The organism is Porphyromonas vaginalis (assembly GCF_958301595.1).
Lineage (GTDB): Bacteria > Bacteroidota > Bacteroidia > Bacteroidales > Porphyromonadaceae > Porphyromonas > Porphyromonas vaginalis.
Genome location: NZ_CATQJU010000001.1, coordinates 464752 through 485757, shown reverse-complemented (window position 1 = coordinate 485757; position 21006 = coordinate 464752). Strand labels below are relative to the sequence as shown.

Here is a 21006-nt window from a genome sequence, read left to right as displayed (position 1 = left end):
CACCACGACTAGATCTGTTGCAGCTATGAGCAGAGCCTGCAGAGGGTGCATCCTAGGGGGGCTAGTTTTGCTAGCCGTCCTGACGCTTGACTCTTGCCACTATGTAGCTTATCAGGAGCAGATGCAGACTGCGGAGCTACCACAAGCTGTATGGTCTGCAGAGCATCGGGTCACCTTCGACAGCTTCGTCGAGCAGTCGCGGACGCCCCACACGCTCTACCTCTACGTGCGGTACAACAGCCGCTACGCATACACCGCTCTACCGCTCACCATCGAGCTCCGCTCCGCTCTAGGGTGGCGTGCTACGACCTCCGTGACACTACTCCTCGCCGAGCAGCCAGGCGTATGGGCTGGTGAGGGCTATGCGCTACGTCAGCGACTATATAAGGTCAACACCTCGCTGCCCCCTCCTCACCCAGGGCTCTACACCATCGAGCTAAGGCAAGCGACGGGGCAGGCAACGCTAGCGGGCATCGAGACGGTCGGTGTCGCTTGGGTCGCTGCCGAGCAGTAGCTTCGCACAAACACAAATAAGAGACTGTTGCAAAAGTTAGCAGTCTCATAATCTTGCTTGCAAGATTGTCTAGACTTTGCAGAAAGGATGAAGCGCAAGGCGCTGAGGGTGAGGTCTGAAGGGAGCATACATCCGTATGTGACCGAAGCCGAATCCCGAAAGCAACACAGCGATTCGCCTTTATGCGACAGTCTCAATAAAGCAGTCCCGCAGGGAGCACTACATCGCTGTAGACGCCTTGCGGGACTGCTTCGTTTTATCAGCAAATCTTATGACTAGCCTGATATAGAGATGACCTGCTGCTACATACAGACCAATTTACTCTCTTTGCTGTGTCTGCTACCTCGGAGAGAGAGGTGTAGCAGGATGCGTGATTAGAGCTTGATGCCTGGTATAGGGCTATCCACGATCTCGCCCGCTGGAGTGATGAAGACCTCAATGTCGTTGCCACGCTCTAGCTCGAAGGCGTAGTACTGTCCTTGTGGCGTCTCAACAAAGTGAATGTCATCATCAATAACGTCGTTGGGGTAAGCCTTGGTTAGCGCATCCAGCACCGCTGCAGGTACCTCCTGCTTGGAAAGCTCCCAGCTGGTGTAGCTCCAGACGCTGCTGTCTGTGAAGTATACCTCCTTGTCACGACCCTCATGGATGATCTCTACCTCTAGCAGCCCATTCTCATAGTCTACATCTTTGATTTGGGCACCAGGATACTTTGACTCAATGATCTGTCGCACTGCATCTGGCAGGTTATAGCTTTTTGAGTCATTATGATTGTCCTGATCCTTACTTGGAGCGATGGAGATCTCTCCCGCTAGGGTAATATCAATCTTGATATCCTTCGCGCCCTTGAGCTCCAGCTCAAAGCGGTAAAACTCCTTGTCAGGGGTGATAAAGTGCTCGATCTCGTCAATCGTGTAGTTGGCATACTCAGAGTTCTTGAATGCCGTGAGTACTGCCTCAGGTACCTCTGATAGTAAGATGTCTTCTGTACATGTGGAGACCCACGTGCCGTCCTGCTGGAAGAGGATCTCACGCTGTATGCGACCATCTAAGATCTCTACCTCGATCATGCCATCCTTCTCATCAATCTCTATGATGCGCGCATCGGGATAGGTTTTCTGGAGGAACGCCTGTACAAAGCTTGGCACAGAAGCTACGATTTGACCCTCGTAGTCGTCGTCTAGGTCTGCCTCTGCACGTACGAGAATGCCGTCAACGCTATAGAAGAGATGCATCTCCTGATTGCCTTGCTCCACCTCGATGACATAGAGCGTCTCGGCGCCCTCGCGCTCGAGGCGTACGACATCGTCTACCTTCCACTCGGCATAGATGCTCTGCTTAAAGGCCTTTTGCACTGCTTCGGGTAGCTGATCAAAGTCCATCTCGCTCTCCTTGGACATGCGCCACGAGCCGTCTTGTGAGACAAACCACGCCTCCATGTCAATCTCGTTGTCACCTTGAGATGTGCCCGCTTGTCGGGGAGCAGAGGCTGGTAGCTTGAAAGAAGCTATGTCGTACTGTCCCTTGACGCGCCAGGTTACATCGGTGGCACTAGGGTAGAGAGCTGTGAGACTATTGATACTCTTCGTATTTGGCTCACTATGCTTTAGACCGCTGTCTTGATTACAAGCGACCAGAAGAAGCATACTAAGTACGAGCAGGGTTATTGCAAATAAGTTTCTTTTCATACGTTTTCGGGTTAATAGGGGGGGGATGAAACAAAGAAGCTGAACACCTCTCAGCTCCTCCACTAAGATACAAAAAAGAATCGAATGGGGCAAAATCCCGATATTCCTACCAGGGCTGACGCATTATAATTCCATTTCGAAGATTTCCTCTGGAGTCATTCGTGCAAGCTTTTTCCTCAGGCGTAGCGTTGATGTGCCTTTGAGCTTGTCTTTAAGCCGTTGAATGATAGTCAGGTTTATCTTGTTTATAATGTTCATGTTCTGAGCTGCGTTGCGGGCTCTCTTGGTAGAGTAGTCCTCTCTAAAAAGCATATCCAGCATATAGTGTAGCTTGTTTTCCACAGCCCAATGCTCACGTATTAATTTGAAGATCTCCGCTCCGTCTGTCAGGCTAGAAATATAGAAGGTGGTTTCGGTGCTGGACTTATCTGTCTTCTTGTCCGTCCGTACTCTTGTCATCATATGGATACTTTTCAGCCCTTTCCATTTGTCTAAAGTCGAGTCTGGATCTAGAGATAAAGGGTTTACGATGCTACTCATCGTGCGTGTTTCTATTCGCCCGTGACCAAAGTCTTTCTGCTCTTGATGCACGATATGAGCATCGTAGAGGGGACAAAAGAAACTTTGCATCTCTTCCTTCGTTAGTTTCTGATTATCTTTAACTTGGAGTAGGTAGTCACCACCCTTCCCGACCACTGCGGTTGCTATATCGGTTTGAGTGCCGATAGCGTCAATAGTGATGACGGTGTCTCGCAGATCTAGAGCCTTGAGAATTTCTTTGATGGCATTGATTTCATTAGACTTAGTGGAGATATATACCTGAGCCAATGAAGCTTGCTGCTGAGGGTCAAAGGCTGTAACGCAATGGCTGTCGGCATCGAAGTCTAGCTTCTTAACGCCTCGCATCGTCTTACCATCTAGACAGATGTGCTTGCCCGTTGTTATCTCAAAGCTTTCCTCCAGGAAGGCTTTGTAGACTAGCTCTATCTGATTGGGATCAAGAAGACTGATAGCCCGATTGAGCGTGTCGTGAGAGGGGACTCCCCAAGAGCTCGACTCTCCTGATATACGCTCATATAGAGCCTCCAGATCAACCTTGTACTCCTCTGCATAGTCTTCTATTTCGTACCAAGAGGAGCAGCCAGAGAGAGTAGCTGTGAATACCGTCGTAAGGATGTATCCTAGGGGGAACTTTTTGCATCGATTTATGCGTGGATCTTCGACCATTAGAAGCTGATTGAATATGCTCATAGAGATTACTCATTGTATTGATTATCAGTTATAAAGGTACGAAAAACCTACGACATGGACAAGCTTTTTGAAGAGAAAAATGAAGAGTTTTTGCGACTATATTGAGTTCACTTTTTAGGCCTTTCATTCTCCCTCTTAAGATCACAATCAGCTTGTCATTTATAATGCGTCAGCCCTGATATTCCTACAGGGCTGCGTACATTCCACCCGCTAACGCATTATATACAATGAGCTCATGGACCTCTCCACTCCTCGCTTGTCGCTCATGTGTAGCTCCTGACAGAGCGATTATGATGCGTCATCTCTAGCTGGGCAAATTTGACGTCGGCTTGTTACGATAATTTAGAATTGACTACATATCAAAACGGTGTCGTGTCGGGGAAAAGTGATTTTCACGTGGATATTTCGAAATCTCCACGTGGAGAATGAAAAATTCCTCGGAGGAATGAAATGAAACTTCGGAAGAATGAAATGAAACTTCGGAAGAATCAAAACGTCCCCACGTGGAAAAAGAAAAATATCCACGTGGAGATTTGAGATTTCCCACGTGGATATTCGAGAAAGGAGGGGATCGGACGAATTTCCCCGTAAAGATATGTAAATGGAGGTTGGAGGTTAGAGGTTAGAGGGCAGTGGTGACACATTGTATATGCCGACACATTAGATTATAATGAGCACATCTAGTAGTCCTTGCTTATCGCTCCTGAGCGATTATAATGCGTCAGCCCTGCGAGCCTAAGTCAAACCATTGGTGGATAGAGTTATTATTTGTATCTTAGCTCCCATAATAGGAAGCGACTAATACATTATTCTAATATAATTATGCAGAGCATAGACTCTCTCTCTATAATAGTCCCAGCTTATAATGAAGCTGGGACTATCGGCTTATCTCTAGAGAGATGTATCGAAGCCATACGAGCGTCCCAGCAAAACTGTCAGCTGATTGTCGTCGATGACGGATCAGCTGATGATACCACAGCGATTGCTAATGAAGTCCTGAAGGCCAGGTTTGCCGATGGCAACTACCAAGTACTCCGCTATGAGGTCAATCGGGGAAAGGGGTATGCCATACGACAGGGCTTGCCTCTGTGTGCGGGTGAATATGTTATTATCCACGATGCGGACCTAGAGTATGACCCCAATGACATCTTCAAGATGCTGAGCTATGCCATAGAGTCTGATTTGCCCGTCCTATACGGGAGTCGCTACTTGTATTCTGTAGCGCATCGCAAAGGGCGCTTCCCGACCTCTTTCTACCTTGGTGGACAACTCGTCACGAAGGTTACCAACCTGCTATACGGGCAGCGTCTTACGGACGAACCGACTTGCTATAAGCTTTTCAAAAGGGAGCTGCTAGTGTCGTTCGATCTGGAGTGTGAGGGCTTTGAGTTCTGTCCCGAAGTGACCGCAAAGGCAGCTTTGCGAGGAATAAAGATTGAGGAGATCCCTATATCTTACTTCCCGAGGTCGGTGGATGAGGGGAAGAAGATCTCTTGGCGCGATGGCATTACGGCCATCTCTACGCTACTTAAATATCGATTTAAGAAGAAGTCTCATGAAAGTAAGTAAGGTCCTTTGTAACCTTCTCGGAGGGTGTATTGCGGTGCTACTGATCTCCTACACTTTTGAGCAGAAGGGGTATCAGTTCGTCTGGTCTATGCTACGACGCAACTGGAAGGTGGCAAGCGAGTACAAAGAGTCCTCGCTGAGCGATCGCTACCAGATGAAGCTTGGCAACGGTTACGCTGTGTACAAGTATGTGCGTGACAAGACCCCTGAGGATGCGATCATCTATATTCCTGCGGCTAAGTACTTTCAGCAAGAGGAAATAGCCGGAGAGCCGTGGAATAAGCTCTGGGCGATGCGCTTCCTCTATCCACGGCAAGTCGTGACCTGTGAAGAGTATCAGATCAATCATCGGGTGCCAACGCATGTCTTGATCGTGGGCGAGGGGGGACGTGAGATGTTCCCGGCTGGTGCGCTTCCGCCATCCATCGAAGTTGCGATCGTGCCTCTAACAAACGACTCTATCCAATAACCTCCTTGTGCTATGCTATCCATTATACTATTCGTCATATTGCTGTGCTTGTCTGGAGTGACTCTCTTGAGTGTGGTAGGGAGAGGTTCGCTCAGTCGTGTCGAACTCGTCGGGCTATCGTTTCCCGTCGGCATGTTGCTTGCCGTCGGGCTTATGATGCTACAAGATCTACTGCGTCAGAGGCTCTCGCTCGTATGGGTCGTCGTGGGTCTGCTCCTCGTGCTGGTAGCGGGCTTACTGCTCCTATATAAGAGCAAAAGGCTCACCGCCAGCTTGCCTTCGCGGGCTACGCTAAAGGGGTGGTTGGGCAAGATCAACATTGTGTGGCTTATCTTCTTCGTCCTTGTGGTGGTCATCGAGGTGATGAACTTTAGGAAGTGTATGTTCTTCCCCACCTTTGATAGGGATAGCCTTGCTGGCTTTGACTCTTTGGGCTACCTCATTGCGCAAGAGCACACGATGTGTGGTCTCTCTGTCTTTAGTCCTGAGGAGAATCCGCTGATCCACAATGCGGGTAGCTACATCACCTACGCTCCGCTGGTACAACTCTCTTATAGCATAGTCTATATGCTGGGGGCTGAGACTTCTAAGCTGATCCCTGGGCTGTTCTTTCTTTTTTTCTTGATCTCGTTTTACGGTGTGCTACGAGATGTGGTGGGGAGTACGGGTGCCATCATCGCAACCTTTTTCGTCCTTATCACGCCAGAGATGATAGCCTTCTCGTCCCTCTCGGCAACCAATGTGATCCATGCGATCTACGCCTCACTTGGTGTGATCTATGCTCTGAAAAGTTGCTCTCGCGACAAACCGACTGCTGACTACGGACTCCTCTGGGTGAGTGGCGTGCTACTCTTGGGTAGTATCTTGACTCGGTATGACGGGATTGTATTTCCGATGGCGATGGGGCTTTACTTGTTATACCCAGTTTGTGCCAAGCGACTGAAGTGGTGGTACCTCATTGGTTGGGGGATGATCATACTCCTCCCCATGTGCTGCTGGTTCCTGCATCAAAAGTGGACAGGCATGTCCTCAGAGAGTATTGTCATCACCTCGCTCCTACGTGATGGCGATAAAGCCAGTCTGATCGTCAAGGGCTTGTGGGGGCATCTGACCAATACGCAGCTCTACGGCTGGAGCTTCTTGTTGTTGCTGATATCGCTGCTCGCCAGTCTACCGGTCATGATAAAGCGTAAGCACTGGGGGCGTCTAGGGCAAGTGACTATGGCCTTCGTATTGCCTTTGTTACTGTACGGTCTGCTACTCTACCATATCAACTACTCTTGGGATTCGATAGACAACGTGATTGCTTACTCTGCGAAGAGATACCTCTTTTGCTTTGTGCCGATTGCGCTGTTTTGCACCTTCACGCTAGATGCCTTCTACCTAGCGTTTCGCAAGGTAGAGTCGTGGTTCTCTTAGGGGACCCTCTTCACAGTCAACTATAAGTTATCAAGCTATGAGACGCAATTCGATTGGTACAGTGATCCTGCTGACGCTGAGCGTGATGCTTACGGCACTACTGCCCTGTCGTGGGCAGGGTGATGCGGAGCTGCCCTCCGATGCTGTGGTGGAGCCGTCACAGACTATCCCCATCATGTATATCACCACGGCCGATGGCAAGCCTATCATCACGAAGAAAGAGTACAAGCGAGCTACGTTTTACATTACCGACCCCGCTGGGAAGGTGAGTCTAGGCACTGCCGTAGAGCCCCTAGGGATGAACATTCGTGGCAGAGGCCACTCCTCGTGGAAGGGGGACAAGAAGCCCTATAAGCTCAAGCTGGACGAGAAGCTGTCACTCATGGGTATGCCGAAGAATAAGCACTGGGCACTCCTGAAGTTTTGGCCACCGACGATGGCTGGCATGAAGCTAGGCGAGCTGATGGGGATGGCTTGGACGCCCTCTACAAAGCCTATTGAGGTGGTGCTCAATGGCGACTATATCGGTCTCTACTTGTTGACGGAGACGATACGGATCGGGAAGAATCGTGTCAACATCTACGAGCAGCCAGACAATAACGAAGATGCAGCGACCATCCCGGGTGGCTGGCTGGTAGAGGTGGACAACTATAAGGAGCAGAACCAAATTAGCTTTAGAGAGAATGACCGCTGGATCATCAACATCACTTACCACTCACCGAAGGTGCTCTCGACGGCACAGCGGGATTGGCTGACTGATGAGTTTAAGGGACTCAACGATGATATCTATGCTCCGAACAAAGCGACTAGCCGCTGGAAGGATCGCCTCGATGTCGATGCGATGGCTCGCTTTTTCATCATTCAGGAGGTTATGGACAATCCCGATGGCTTCCACGGGAGCTTTTACCTACACAAAGATCAGGGCGAGGGGAGCAAGTGGGTGGCAGGCCCTATCTGGGACCTCACCTGTATGAATCGGGAGAAGACGGACTACACCTTTAGGATGAAGGTACACTACGCCTTTGCGCCTCACTGGATCGGGGAGTTGCTTAAGGATGAAGACTTTAGCTCAGCCGTCTGCAAGGTGTGGAAAGAGGTGCACCCCGTGCTTTCTGATGAGTGGATGCGCTACTTGGAGAGTTGCTTTGCCCCTTATGAGGAGGCTTATCAGCGGGACAAGCAGCGCTGGTCTAAGGGCGACTTCAAGCCTCTGCACAGCGCAGCGGAGGAGCTTACGACTGCTCTTCGGCGGAATGTAGACTGGTTTGATAATCACCTGCCAGCTACTCCTAAAGCCATTGCGCCCGTAGTGCCGACCGCTGGTCGTCACATCGTCTACACCATGTCGGGCGAGGTCGTGCGCATTGCTGATGACTACAGTGAGGCGATGCGTGATCTACCGCAAGGCGTCTATATCGTGGACAATAGCAAGGTGATCGTCCCGTAAGAGCGAGCTCGAAATGAGAGCGAGCGCATCGTAGGCTCTATTCTTTTGTCTCTGATGTTGTTTTGATGACATATTCCCACAGCGGATCCGCTCCAAGCTGGGTCGTATCCTTAGTCTGAGGAATAGATCTATCGGGAACAAGTCTCTTCTCTCCACATCTTGTCTGATCTGGACGCACAAAAGACTTGCTGCTAGTATAACCCTTAAAGCCACTATTGGGTAGCGTGAATCCGATTACATCTCCATAGTGACAAGGAGCAAAGGCACAAGGTGAACTTGCATCTTCAAGGATAAGGGCCACCCCTGCATCCTGTGCTACAGTTGCGAGCACCCCAGCACTACTGAAGGTCTTCTCTCCAACGAATATGTAGACGTCTCCCTTAAAAGTTCGTCGAGGAGTGTGGCTCTGATCGCGTGATATTTGACTTTGACCATCTGTAAGGATCAAGTCACTAAAAGTCTTTCCATCGATCATCTTCCCAGAGTACGCTTTCGGAATCCTCTCGGACACGGAGGGGTAGTTCCTCCTCCACAACTCAGACACTCGTAGCTGATATGTATAGTGTGATGCGTCCTCTCTTTGCGAAGGTAAATACTGAAGTAGCATATCGCCAAGCATGCTATTTCCTCCTGAATTGTAGCGGAGATCTATGATCAGTGTGTGCGTATGAAGCGAGTCCATCTTTTGAAACATCTGATCAATAAAGTCCGAAAAACGAGGTAGAGAGGATAGGTATGCCTCCTCTTGAGGGGTTAGTTTATAGCCACTTGGCTTAGAACTAGTAATGCGACTATACTCAGACTGATAGTCTTTCATAGCGTTCATCTGGAGGTAAGCAACTCCTGGAGCTGCCATCACGTCATACCAGTACAGAGCTTTGCGTGGAGCAGTAAGCGTGCTGTAATGTTTCGCATTTGGACTGCTATACAACTCCACTCTATCACTCACAGATATGGGCGAGATAAAGATGGAGTCCATATCAGCAAATGTAACTTTCAAAGTATCCAAGCCTAGAGATCTCCAATAGATACAGAATGAACCTAAAGCACTTACTTGCGAGAGCGAGTACTGCACATTGTCCGCACTAATATAGCGTCTGAGCGTATCGACAACATCTAGGATGGGGATGTCACAGATGGACTTAATCTCCTTTCCGACATAGCTCTGAAGGGTCTTAGGGGCTGTCATGAGACGCACCGTAGGGTACTCTTCGATTCCTAGCCTAATTGGGTAGTAAGTCTTAAACAGAGCGGTGTCAAGAGTCAGCGTAGTGTGACCGTCACCCATCAAACTCGTAAATTGCTGAAGAAGGAGGTACGAATCGGAAGGGGTATCGACATGCTTGGCTAGCTGATAAAACTTAGTTAGTTCACTATCCAGACTAATCGCAAAGCCCTCCTCAAGCATTTTGGGGTGACTCTCCTTTAGAAGTTTACCAAGTACTTGTAGATCCCTTTGAGTGGCATTCTCCTCGGTTAGAGTATCTTGGCTGGGGCTGTTTGCAAATGTGAGAATGTCTTGGGCGTAAGTATTGAACGCTAACAGACATAGACATAACGATCTCAGTAAATAGGGGACAAATCTACTCGTCATAGTGGTAGGACTTTGTGTGATTGATGGGTGAATGCACTTGATAGAGTGAATACTGAAGTAAAGGTACTCATAACTTGTGAGAAGGAGAGACTAACACTCGATTTCGCAAATCAAGTAACCCGCTGGGACGTGTAACCCTTTGTAGGGGCGGACCTGCGTGTCCGCCTGTCCTCGTCGAAGCGGAGTATGCCCCATGGGCGGACACGCAGGTCCGCCCCTACACAAACCACATCAACACGAAAAGTCCAGCCATCAGACGCTGTAACACCAGTATCATGATAGTGAGAGGTCCGACGAATCATAGCCGTGGATCGAAGGGGCAAAGCCCCGAACGACCCACGGACGCTAGACGCCGCCTGATTTATCGACCCCTTGTGGGTCGGACTAGACGAATTTACAACCTCCAGTCCGACCTCCCGCTAGGGGAGGTCGTCCCACCTTGTACGCCCCTATGCCCCCCAGTCGTTCGAAGCTTTGCTCCTTCGACTGGGGGCTATGATACGTCCGACCGCAAGCGGTCGCTTCCTTCGTCACCTGCACTCGTCTTATTATTGTCCGACAACGAGACGAGTAGCGAGATGTAGGGACGCTCGGACAGTGTCTAGCGGGAGTGCGTCCGTTGTGTCAAAGGTTACAGTGTCAATGCTTTGATAGCAATGTTCGTATTCCTGTACTACAACGGACGCACGAGCCGTACGTCCCTACAAATCGTTACTCGTCCAGCCATACTTCTTAGCGGCGAGTATGTAGAATTGCCTTTGGGCTTATTTTACTGCTCAAAAACGAATGCCGAAGTCCTCTTTGAACTGATTTAAGATGGGGCGCATAGTGCCTTCGTCCCAATTAGACTCTAGACCTCGTTTGTAGATAGAGATAATACGCTCTGCTACTGCCCAATCTCCACCACTCACCAATGCTTTCTGATGAATGCAGTGAGGAATATAGGTGTAGTATAGCCAATAGCTACTATTGCTGTCTTCCCCAGTGTAAGTAACCTCCTCTATTTGCGATACGTCATTCAACATTGTGCTATCCACATTTTCCGAGACATAACGTTCCTTCTCCTCCCAATAGCTTTCTCCTGTATATTCCTTGTGAATGACGCAGGCGACATACTCCACAAGCGCTTCGTTTAGCATGTATTTATCTACGGAGGACATCCAGGAAGCTTGATCAGGCTTCACAGAAGGGAGAAATAGGTGTGTCATCTCATGCGTTAATACACGAGAGTAATAATCATCAGGATCAACCAGCAGGACCTTGTTTTCGGTATCTGGGAAAGCTTTTCCATATACAAACCCCCAGCCATCCCACGACTGAACCATATGGGAGACAATTAAATCCACCTTTGTGGGGGAGGACTCCAATGGCTTCGTGAGCTTATCCAATGGAGGAACAATTTGCTGGAGTCGACATATAGCACTGTCTATGGGTGCTGTGTCCTTAAGAGGGAGGAGCTCCAGCTCCAGCTTGATTCCACTTTCATTTGTGAGTATGTGCAACTTATCGAGATGCTGGAAGAGGACGTCAATATCAATCCCCTCAATAGTCTTTTCTTTATGAAGAAAAGCAGGACGATATAAGAAAAAGATAGATGGAGCTGTAGATACGGTACAATCAATTCTTTTCAAGGCGGGATCTATTGGATCGGGAACCAGTGGTCTATCGGATCGCGTGTAAAACAACGCATCAGAAGCATCCACTGTGATACGCAATGAATCCTGAGGCTCGCCTTTCCGAGAAAAGAAATAATTCAATTCTTCCGGCATTAGAAAGTACGTTGGACTATAGTATTCGTCGTCCATTCTTATCTGAAAAGGAGGCAAATAAGAATATCTAAGGACTGCCCGATCGGAAAAGTTCTTATTCTCTTTCCATCGAATTGCCGGAGCTACAAGGAACTTTTCGAGATTAAACTCTCGTACATATTCTGCTTGAATATAGGACAAAAGGAGTACTCCTGCTACAGTTTGTGTCCAAACATAAGGGAGCATCTTAACAGGAGCCTGATCAATAAAGAAGGTGTCTGCTGGCGTAATAAGAGAGCTTGGGATAGTCTCAATAAATTGACAGTGAAGATATGGGTTCGCACACCATGTGTCATCTGGGTTTTCATTCATTTTTGCGACATAGTCAGAATAAAACGGTCTTATCGTTAGGGTTAGACCGTTGAAGTCAGTCGACATATTTTGTTGTGCCTGCATACATAAGGAGGACACGAGGAATAGAACTATAGCTATATAGCTAGTTCTCATAGATTTGGACAAGTTGTTAGGGTTTTGCATAACAGATGAGTGTACGTGATAGGGTGAATACTGCGGTAAAGATACTAATAATTTACAATTAGCAACGGGTGGAGGCTGGCACTCTTGCTGGCGAAGGGGCACAACAAAAGGAAGGCTCGCCTCATGAGGTCGTGTGGACCTGTGGGGCGAGCCTTCCTTTTCGTTGCTTATATCTATGAGGAGACTATATAGGGTACTCCTGAGATAATCTTTGCTTTAGAGCTACTATACGAGCTACTCTGTGAGGCAGTTGTTACTTAGCGGGAGCGGTCTCGGAGGTCTTCTCCTCGTCGATCTTCTTAGCGCGGTAGCTGGCGTCAGATCCAGTCTGACGGCTCTGTGCCTCGATCTCGTCATGCTCCTTCTGCGACATGACGAGGAGCTTGTCATACTCGGGTAGACCTGTACCTGCGGGGATGAGGTGACCACAGATGACATTCTCCTTGATGCCCTCGAGCTTGTCAGCCTTGCCCGAGATGGCCGCATCGTTGAGTACCTTGGAGGTCTCCTGGAAGGAAGCCGCTGAAATGAAGCCTCGCGTCTGTAGCGCAGCCTTTGTGATACCCTGTAGGATCTGATTGGTCGTGGCAGGCATCGCATCTCGTGCTACAGCGGGCTTGAGGTCACGACGCTTGAGCGAGCTATTCTCATCACGTAGCTTACGGCTCGAGATGATCTGTCCAGGCTTCATGGTGGTGGAGTCACCTGCATCGGTGATGACCTTCATACCCCATAGCTTGTCGTTCTCCTCGGTAGCATCGTTTTTGTCTACAATCTGCTGAGGCATCAGGAGGGTATCTCCTGGGTCGATGACCTGTACCTTGCGCATCATCTGGCGGACGATCACCTCAAAGTGCTTATCATTGATCTTCACACCTTGTAGACGATAGACGTCCTGCACCTCGTTGACGATGTACTCCTGTACGGCCGTGGGACCCTGGATGGCGAGGATGTCTGCTGGCGTGATAGCACCCTCGGAGAGGGGCATACCTGCACGTACATAGTCGCCAGGCTGTACGAGGATCTGCTTCGTAAGTGGTACGAAGTACTTACGGATCTCACCTAGACGAGAGGTGATGGAGATCTCCTGATTGCCACGCTTGACGCCAGCGAAGTCGATGGTACCATCGATCTCTGCTACGACAGCAGGACTCGAAGGGTTGCGCGCCTCAAAGAGCTCCTGAACACGTGGTAGACCACCCGTGATATCACCTGCACCAGAGATAGCGCGAGGTGTCTTGGTGATGATGTCGCCCTGTGTGATCATATCGCCATCCTCCTTGACTAGGTGAGCACCGACGGGGAGGTTGTACGAGCGAAGTACATTGCCCTGCTCGTCTAGTATCTGAGCTGTCGGGATGAGGTTGTTCTTGACACCTTGCTTGCGGATGATGACTATCTCCTTGTGTGAAGCACTCTCGTCGGTCTCGTACTCGAAGGTGACCTTCTCAACAAGATTCTCGAAGACAAGACGACCTGAGAACTCGGAGACGAGTGCCGTATTGTGTGGGTCAAAGTTGAGTAGCGTATCGTCCTTGCTGACGGTAGCTCCGTTTGCAAAGAAAATGGTGCTGGCATAGGGTACCAACTCGTGCTGCAGTATGACACCCGTCTTGGGGTCTAGAATGCGTAGCTCGGCGGTACGGTTGACCACGATGTGTGCGGGTCGCATATTGCCGTCTCGTCCAGCACGCTCCACGTCTACGTAGCGGATGTCTGAGTACTCGATAGTTCCAGAGAATCGTGCACGTACGGTAGCATCGGTCTCTTGGTTGCTTGCTGTACCACCAGCGTGGAAGGTTCGTAGCGTCAGCTGCGTACCCGGCTCACCGATAGCTTGCGCTGCGATGACACCGACCACCTCGCCGCGCTGTACGAGCTTGTTGGTAGCGAGGTTGCGACCGTAGCACTTGGCGCAGACACCGTTTTTCGTTTCGCAGGTGAGTACCGAGCGTACCTCGACAGTCTCGATACCAGCCGCGGTGATGGCAGCTACAGCTACCTCGTTGATCTCCTCACCCGCACGTACGATATACTCGCCAGTCTCGGGGTGCTTGATGTCATGGACGGATGTACGACCGAGGATGCGCTCACCGAGGGTGGCGACGACGGTACTATTCTTCATCACGTCAGCCATCTCGATGCCTCGCAGTGTGCCGCAGTCCTCCTCAGAGATGACGACATCGTGCGATACATCCACGAGACGACGTGTCAGATAACCCGCATCAGCCGTCTTAAGTGCGGTATCGGCCAGACCCTTACGAGCACCGTGTGAGGAGATAAAGTACTCCAGCACGGAGAGACCCTCCTTGAAGTTGGAGAGAATAGGGTTCTCAATGACCTGTCCGCCACCTGAACCACTCTTCTGAGGCTTAGCCATCAGACCACGGATGCCAGCGAGCTGACGAATCTGCTCCTTCGAACCACGAGCTCCTGAGTCCATCATCATGAAGATGTTGTTGAAGCCCTCATCGTCTTGAGCTAGCTGTCTCATCAGTGAAGCGGTGATCTTGTTAGAGACGTTACTCCACGTGTCGATGATCTGGTTGTATCGCTCGGTATTGGTGATAAAGCCCTCGTTGTACTGTGCAAAGATCTCCTCGACACGCTCATTGCCCTCAGCGACGAGCTTCTCCTTGTCCTTAGGAATGACGACGTCTTGCAGACGGAAGGAGAGACCACCCTTGAATGCCATGTAGTATCCGAGGTTCTTGATCTTGTCTAGGAACTGTGCGGTCTTGGCAAAGCCACACACCTTGATCACATTGGAGATGATAGAGCGGAGAGCGCCCTTACCCAGGGTCTCGTTGATGTAACCGACCTCGGTGGGGACGTTTTCATTGACCATGATACGTCCCATAGAGGTCTCGATGATCTTGCTGACGAGCTGACCGTCCTCGAGGACGTTGTCAATGCGTACGTTGATCGGTGCGTGAATGTCTAGCTTGCCCTCGTTGTACGCAATCCGAGCCTCCTCGACACCATAGAAGGTGAGTCCGCTACCCTTGACCCCCTTGCGGATCTTGGTGATGTAGTAGAGTCCCAAGACCATATCCTGAGAGGGAACGGTGATAGGTGCACCATTGGCGGGGTTGAGGATATTGTGTGAGGCGAGCATGAGTAGCTGTGCCTCGAGGATAGCTTCGTTGCCTAGGGGTAGGTGCACAGCCATCTGGTCACCATCGAAGTCAGCGTTGAAAGCGGTACAAGCCAAGGGGTGTAGCTGGATAGCTTTGCCCTCGATCATCTTGGGCTGGAAGGCTTGTATACCTAGACGGTGTAGCGTCGGAGCACGGTTGAGTAGTACGGGGTGCCCCTTCATGACGTTCTCAAGGATCTCCCAGATGACGTTGTCACGACGATCTACGATACGCTTGGCGCTCTTGACGGTCTTGACGACACCACGCTCGATGAGCTTGCGGATGATAAAGGGCTTGTAGAGCTCAGCTGCCATATCCTTAGGCAGACCGCACTCATGCATCTGTAGCTCAGGACCGACGACGATGACGGAGCGTGCCGAGTAGTCTACACGCTTACCGAGTAGGTTCTGACGGAAGCGACCGGGCTTACCCTTGAGGCTGTCAGAGAGAGACTTGAGGGGACGGTTGTTTTCGCCCTTGAATGCGCTAGACTTACGTGAGTTGTCGAGGAGTGAGTCGACAGCCTCTTGGAGCATGCGCTTCTCATTGCGAATGATCACCTCGGGGACGCTCTGCTCTAGGAGTCGCTTGAGACGATTGTTACGCAGTATGACACGACGATAGAGCTCGTTGAGATCACTTGTTGCAAAGCGACCACCATCGAGCGGTACAAGTGGACGCAGATCGGGAGGAATGACGGGTACGACCTTGAGGATCATCCACTCGGGGCGGTTGATATCCTTAGATGCGCGGAAGGACTCGACGACGTTGAGTCGCTTGAGTGCGTCTAGACGGCGCTGCTGTGAGGTCTCTGTCTGAGCTTTGTCGCGTAGCTCGTAAGAGAGGCTATCTAGATCTAGGTTAGAGAGCATCTCATAGAGAGCCTCGGCACCGATCTTTGCGACAAACTTGTCTGGGTCGCTCTCTGGCAGGTCGTAGTTGTCTGGGTGGCTCTGATCAAGCTCGTCTAGCTTAGCTTGATACTCCTCCTCGGTGAGGATCGTATTGACCTCTAGGTCAGAGACACCGCTCTGCAGTACGATATACTTCTCGTAGTAGATGATCGCCTCAAGGTCTTTTGACTTGAGATTGAGCAGTGAGGCGAGCTTGTTAGGTAGACTGCGGAAGTACCAAATGTGCGCAACGGGTACAGCAAGCTTGATATGCCCAGTGCGCTCACGACGCACTTTCTTCTCCGTAACTTCTACACCACAACGGTCGCAGATGGTACCACGGAAGCGTATGCGCTTGAACTTACCACAGTTGCACTCGTAATCTTTGACTGGACCGAAGATTCTCTCGCAAAAGAGTCCGTCACGTACTGGCTTGTATGTTTTATAGTCAAGAGTATTCGGATTCGTAACCTCTCCATGTGATGCCGCTAGGATCTCCTCAGGTGATGCCAGAGAGAGCCTAATGGATGAAAAGGTGGTCTTGCTCTTAGGGGCTGTCTTGTATGCCATAACTTAAGTCTGACTATATATAGTGTGTAAGGATAGGGGAGGGATTACTCAATATGTACGCTGAGGGCTAGACCCTTGAGCTCATTGAGTAGCACGTTGAGAGACTCGGGGAGACCAGGCGTGGGCATGTTGTCGCCACGTACGATCGCCTCGTAAGCCTTAGAGCGACCCACGACGTCATCACTCTTGATGGTGAGGATCTCCTGAAGGACGTGTGCCGCACCGAAGGCCTCCAGTGCCCACACCTCCATCTCTCCGAAGCGCTGACCTCCGAAGTTGGACTTACCACCGAGAGGTTGCTGTGTGATCAGTGAGTACGGACCGATCGAGCGGGCGTGCATCTTGTCATCGACCATGTGACCCAGCTTGAGGAAGTAGGTGACACCTACGGTCGCCTCCTGGTCAAAGGGCTCGCCTGTACCGCCATCATAGAGCTTCATCTGACCGCCACGTGGTAGACCAGCTTTGTCGGTCCAAGCATTGAGGTCATCGAGTGTAGCTCCATCGAAGATAGGAGTTGCAAACTTGACGCCTAGCTTCTGTCCAGCCCACGCTAGAACGGCCTCAAAGATCTGTCCTAGGTTCATACGTGAAGGCACACCCAGCGGGTTCAGGCAGATGTCTACTGGAGTACCATCTGGCAGGTAAGGCATATCCTCACGACGTACGATCTTGGATACGATACCCTTGTTACCATGTCGTCCAGCCATCTTGTCGCCGACCTGTATCTTACGCTTCTTAGCGATCAGGATCTTAGCGGTCTGGATGATGCCTGAGGGCAACTCATCGCCGAGGGTCTCATCGAGCTTGCGTCTATTGACCTCTGAAATCGTGACCTTGTCCTTCTTGATATAGTTAGCGATCGTCTGCTTGACAAGTTCATTAGTATGCTCGTCTTTGGTCCAGTCAGACATGCGCAGGTCATTGTAGTCTAGCTCGAGGAGCAGAGACTTGGTGATGCGCGTCCCTGCCTTGACCTTGACGACACCGATGTAGTCGACGAAGTCTGTTGCTGTGACCTTGTGCTTCTTGAGGATGATCTGCAGCTTGGAGACCAGCTCGTCCTTGAGTGCCGTTTGTAGCTTGGAGAGCTCCTCCTCGTAGCGCTGGTTGATCTTACGGGTCGCTGCTATACCTCCCTTACGATTGGCTCGTGAGTAGAGCTTCGTGTCGATGACGACACCCTTGAGTGAGGGCGAAGCCTTGAGCGAAGCGTCCTTGACATCACCAGCCTTGTCGCCAAAGATGGCTAAGAGTAGCTTCTCCTCAGGAGTGGGGTCGGACTCGCCCTTTGGCGTAATCTTACCCACTAAGATGTCTCCTGGTACGATGCGAGCACCGACACGAACGATACCGTTAGCATCGAGGTCTTTGGTTGCTTCTTCACTTACGTTGGGAATGTCTGCCGTAAACTCCTCCATGCCGCGCTTCGTCTCACGTACGTCGAGTGAGTACTCATCGACATGTATAGAGGTGAAGAGATCCTCTGAGACGACACGCTCGTTGAGTACGATCGCATCCTCGTAGTTGTACCCCTTCCAAGGCATGTAAGCGGCCAAGATATTGCGTCCGAGTGCTAGTTCGCCATCTTGTGTGGAGAAGCCCTCGGTGAGGATCTGCCCCTTGGTGACTCGGTCTCCCTTGCGGCAGACGGGGCTTAGGTCTATCGTGGTAGATTGATTTGTCTTGCGATACTTAGGTAGCTTGTAGGTAACCTCTGAGGGCTCAAAGCTGACAAGCTCCTCCTCCTCTGTGCGGTCATAGTCGACCACGATCTTGGTGGCATCGACATAAACGACCACGCCGTCGCCCGCAGCCTCTATCTGAGTACGAGAGTCTGAGACTAGCCTGCGCTCGATGCCTGTGCCTACGATAGGAGCCTCGGGTGTCAGTAGCGGTACGGCCTGACGCATCATGTTCGATCCCATGAGGGCACGGTTAGCATCGTCGTGCTCGAGGAATGGGATGAGCGAAGCAGCAATCGAAGCGATCTGCGTCGGAGAGACGTCCATCAGGTCTACCTCATCAGGCTCCACAACGGGGAAGTCAGCCCCATAACGCGCCTTGACACGAGAGCGGATGAAGTGTCCGTCGTCGTCTAGGGGAGCGTTACCCTGAGCTACGGTCTTGTCCTCCTCTTCTTCAGCCGTAAAGTAGGCAAGCTCGGAGTCTTCAAAGCTTACCGTACCCTTCTTGACATTACGATAAGGCGTCGTGATGAAGCCTAGTTCGTTGATCTTTGCATAGACACAAAGCGAGGAGATGAGTCCGATGTTTGGACCCTCAGGCGTCTCGATAGGACAGAGACGACCATAATGAGTGTAGTGTACGTCTCGCACCTCAAAGCCTGCACGATCTCGTGTCAGACCGCCAGGTCCTAGTGCTGACAGACGACGCTTGTGCGTGATCTCAGAGAGTGGATTCTGCTGATCCATAAACTGTGAGAGCGCGTTGGTCCCAAAGAAGCTGTTGACAACCGATGCGATCGTCTTAGAGTTGACTAGATCGACGGGAGTAAAGACCTCGCTGTCACGTACGTTCATACGCTCCTTGACCGTACGAGCCATACGACTCAGACCTATACTAAACTGGTTGTATAGTTGCTCGCCTACGGTCCTAACACGACGGTTGGAGAGGTGGTCGATGTCATCGACGGGAGCCTTACCATTGACTAGCTTGATCAGGTGACGTATGATCGCAACGATATCCTCAGCGGTGAGGATCTTGACATTGGGATCTATGTCTAGACCTAGCTTGCTATTGATCTTGTAGCGTCCTACATCGCCTAGGTCATAGCGCTTCTCTGAGAAGAAGATGTTGTTGAAGATCTCCTTAGCACTCTGATCATCGGGTGGAGTAGAGTTGCGTAGGAGGTTGTAGATGAAGTTGTAGGCAGCCTGCTCAGAGTTGGCTGAGTCACGCTTGAGCGTGTTAAAGATGATCGAGTAGTCCATGACCTCTTGGTCTGTAGACTCCTGATTAGATGTGGCTAAGTCACGACGTAGGAGGATGGTCTCGATACCATTCTCTAGGATGACCTGAGCGTTGTCTTCGTCTAGGATAGCATTTTGCTCTACGAGCGTATTGTATCGTGCGAAGGTCTCAGTCTCTCCTGTCTCCTCCTCGCTCTCCTCATCGTAATACTTCAGTATGACGGAGGCAGCTAGCTGTCGCCCATAGTTAGCCTGTAGCGACTCTAGCGTGACAGGGATCTCCTCAGCGATGCCAAAGAGGTCGAGGATGTCTTTGTCTGTCTCATAGCCGATGGCACGTAGGAGGGTCGTGATGGGGAGCTTCTTCTTACGATCGATGTAAGCGTATAGCTCGTTGTTCGTATCAGTAGCGAACTCGATCCACGAACCCTTGAATGGAATGATACGAGCCGAGTAGAGTCTCGTCCCGTTGTTGTGTAGACTAGATCCAAAGAAGACGCCTGGTGAGCGGTGTAGCTGAGATACGACTACTCTCTCTGCACCATTGATGACAAAGGTCCCCGCAGGTGTCATATAGGGGATCGAACCTAGGAAGACGTCCTGTACGGTGGACTCAAAGTCTTCGTGCTCGGGGTCTTCGCAGGTGAGCTTGAGCTTGGCTCTTAGGGGGACGCTATAGGTCAGACCACGACGCAAGCACTCCTCTATCGAATACTTGGGAGGATCGACGAAGTAGTCTTCAAATAGAAGCTTGAAGTTGTTGCGAGTGTCTTCGATGGGGAAGTTCTCAGAGAAGACTTTAAATAATCCCTCTTTCTTTCTACTCTCGGCAGGAGTATTGAGCTGAAAGAAGTCCTGAAAAGATTTGAGCTGCACCTCCAAGAAGTCAGGGTACTCCATTGGATGAGCAATAGATGCGAAGCTCTTTCTAGTATTAGTTGGTTTGGATGCCATCGTATGCTTCAGAGAGAAATGGTAAATGTAGGGGAGAGGAGCTGCTCTCACGAAGAGAGTCGGGGGAGCAGATACTCACTAGCGTGTAGCGAGCTACTACTCGAGAGATCGAGCTATAAGAGTCTAGCTCTAGAGACTTGTATCTAATCCTATCTGACAGTCCAAGACACCGCCTCAACGTGTAGAGAGCGTCACTTCGTACTGTGACAGCTTCATCTGTGGGTGGTGCCTCCAGAGAGCAAAAGATGCGAAAAGGCTAAGAACTCCCCCCATACGTATC

At 50.6% G+C, this 21006-nt stretch carries 11 protein-coding genes; 5 read left to right on the top strand and 6 right to left on the bottom strand.

Annotation, left to right across the window (positions count from 1 at the left end):
• Positions 1-25: 25 nt before the first annotated feature.
• Positions 26-514 carry a gliding motility lipoprotein GldH gene (locus tag Q2J34_RS01850; protein WP_300969147.1) on the top strand — a complete coding sequence of 163 codons (489 nt, stop codon included), beginning with the start codon at positions 26-28 and terminating at the stop codon, positions 512-514.
• A gap of 374 nt (positions 515-888) precedes the next feature.
• Here Q2J34_RS01850 and Q2J34_RS01845 read toward each other — a convergent pair whose 3' ends face one another.
• Both Q2J34_RS01845 and Q2J34_RS01840 read right to left on the bottom strand, forming a co-directional pair.
• Positions 889-2202, bottom strand: a complete 1314-nt coding sequence (locus Q2J34_RS01845; protein ID WP_300969146.1) for a PepSY-like domain-containing protein — start codon at positions 2200-2202, stop codon at positions 889-891.
• Positions 2203-2325: 123 nt separating this feature from the next.
• Complete coding sequence (locus Q2J34_RS01840; protein WP_300970142.1) at positions 2326-3459, bottom strand: ISAs1 family transposase; 1134 nt, start codon at positions 3457-3459, stop codon at positions 2326-2328.
• Between the two features lie 816 nt (positions 3460-4275).
• On the opposite strand from Q2J34_RS01840, the gene Q2J34_RS01835 reads away from it, so the two are divergent.
• The 4 genes from Q2J34_RS01835 to Q2J34_RS01820 all read left to right on the top strand — a co-directional run bounded on the left by Q2J34_RS01835 (position 4276) and on the right by Q2J34_RS01820 (position 8357).
• Complete coding sequence (locus Q2J34_RS01835; RefSeq protein WP_298888281.1) at positions 4276-5022, top strand: glycosyltransferase family 2 protein; 747 nt, start codon at positions 4276-4278, stop codon at positions 5020-5022.
• A complete protein-coding gene (locus tag Q2J34_RS01830) occupies positions 5009-5491 on the top strand; it encodes a hypothetical protein (protein ID WP_298888279.1) in 483 nt (160 codons plus the stop codon). The genes Q2J34_RS01835 and Q2J34_RS01830 overlap by 14 nt, the downstream gene beginning before the upstream one ends.
• A 153-nt stretch (positions 5492-5644) precedes the next feature.
• Positions 5645-6910, top strand: coding sequence for a glycosyltransferase family protein (locus tag Q2J34_RS01825; protein WP_298888277.1), 1266 nt, complete (start codon positions 5645-5647; stop codon positions 6908-6910).
• 37 nt (positions 6911-6947) lie between these two features.
• Positions 6948-8357, top strand: coding sequence for a CotH kinase family protein (locus tag Q2J34_RS01820; protein ID WP_298888275.1), 1410 nt, complete (start codon positions 6948-6950; stop codon positions 8355-8357).
• Positions 8358-8394: 37 nt separating this feature from the next.
• Here the strand turns inward: Q2J34_RS01820 and Q2J34_RS01815 are convergent, their stop codons facing one another.
• The 4 genes from Q2J34_RS01815 to rpoB form a co-directional block, all read right to left on the bottom strand.
• Positions 8395-9951 (bottom strand): S41 family peptidase, encoded by a 1557-nt coding sequence (locus Q2J34_RS01815; RefSeq protein ID WP_300969145.1) that lies wholly within the window; start codon positions 9949-9951, stop codon positions 8395-8397.
• Between the two features lie 776 nt (positions 9952-10727).
• Positions 10728-12155 carry a hypothetical protein gene (locus Q2J34_RS01810; RefSeq protein WP_298886359.1) on the bottom strand — a complete coding sequence of 476 codons (1428 nt, stop codon included), beginning with the start codon at positions 12153-12155 and terminating at the stop codon, positions 10728-10730.
• Positions 12156-12489: 334 nt separating this feature from the next.
• Complete coding sequence (rpoC, locus tag Q2J34_RS01805; protein WP_298886356.1) at positions 12490-16839, bottom strand: DNA-directed RNA polymerase subunit beta'; 4350 nt, start codon at positions 16837-16839, stop codon at positions 12490-12492.
• Between the two features lie 44 nt (positions 16840-16883).
• Positions 16884-20726, bottom strand: coding sequence for a DNA-directed RNA polymerase subunit beta (gene rpoB / locus Q2J34_RS01800; protein ID WP_298886353.1), 3843 nt, complete (start codon positions 20724-20726; stop codon positions 16884-16886).
• Positions 20727-21006 lie beyond the last annotated feature (280 nt).

Excerpts from the sequence above, each read along its gene's own strand:
- rpoC (WP_298886356.1), bottom strand. The coding sequence starts at position 16,839 with ATGGCATACAAGACAGCCCCTAAGAGCAAGACCACCTTTTCATCCATT.
- Q2J34_RS01815 (WP_300969145.1), bottom strand. The coding sequence starts at position 9,951 with ATGACGAGTAGATTTGTCCCCTATTTACTGAGATCGTTATGTCTATGT.
- Q2J34_RS01830 (WP_298888279.1), top strand. The coding sequence starts at position 5,009 with ATGAAAGTAAGTAAGGTCCTTTGTAACCTTCTCGGAGGGTGTATTGCG.
- Q2J34_RS01820 (WP_298888275.1), top strand. The coding sequence starts at position 6,948 with ATGAGACGCAATTCGATTGGTACAGTGATCCTGCTGACGCTGAGCGTG.
- Q2J34_RS01825 (WP_298888277.1), top strand. The coding sequence starts at position 5,645 with ATGATGCTACAAGATCTACTGCGTCAGAGGCTCTCGCTCGTATGGGTC.
- Q2J34_RS01845 (WP_300969146.1), bottom strand. The coding sequence starts at position 2,202 with ATGAAAAGAAACTTATTTGCAATAACCCTGCTCGTACTTAGTATGCTT.
- Q2J34_RS01835 (WP_298888281.1), top strand. The coding sequence starts at position 4,276 with ATGCAGAGCATAGACTCTCTCTCTATAATAGTCCCAGCTTATAATGAA.
- rpoB (WP_298886353.1), bottom strand. The coding sequence starts at position 20,726 with ATGGCATCCAAACCAACTAATACTAGAAAGAGCTTCGCATCTATTGCT.
- Q2J34_RS01810 (WP_298886359.1), bottom strand. The coding sequence starts at position 12,155 with ATGCAGGCACAACAAAATATGTCGACTGACTTCAACGGTCTAACCCTA.
- Q2J34_RS01850 (WP_300969147.1), top strand. The coding sequence starts at position 26 with ATGAGCAGAGCCTGCAGAGGGTGCATCCTAGGGGGGCTAGTTTTGCTA.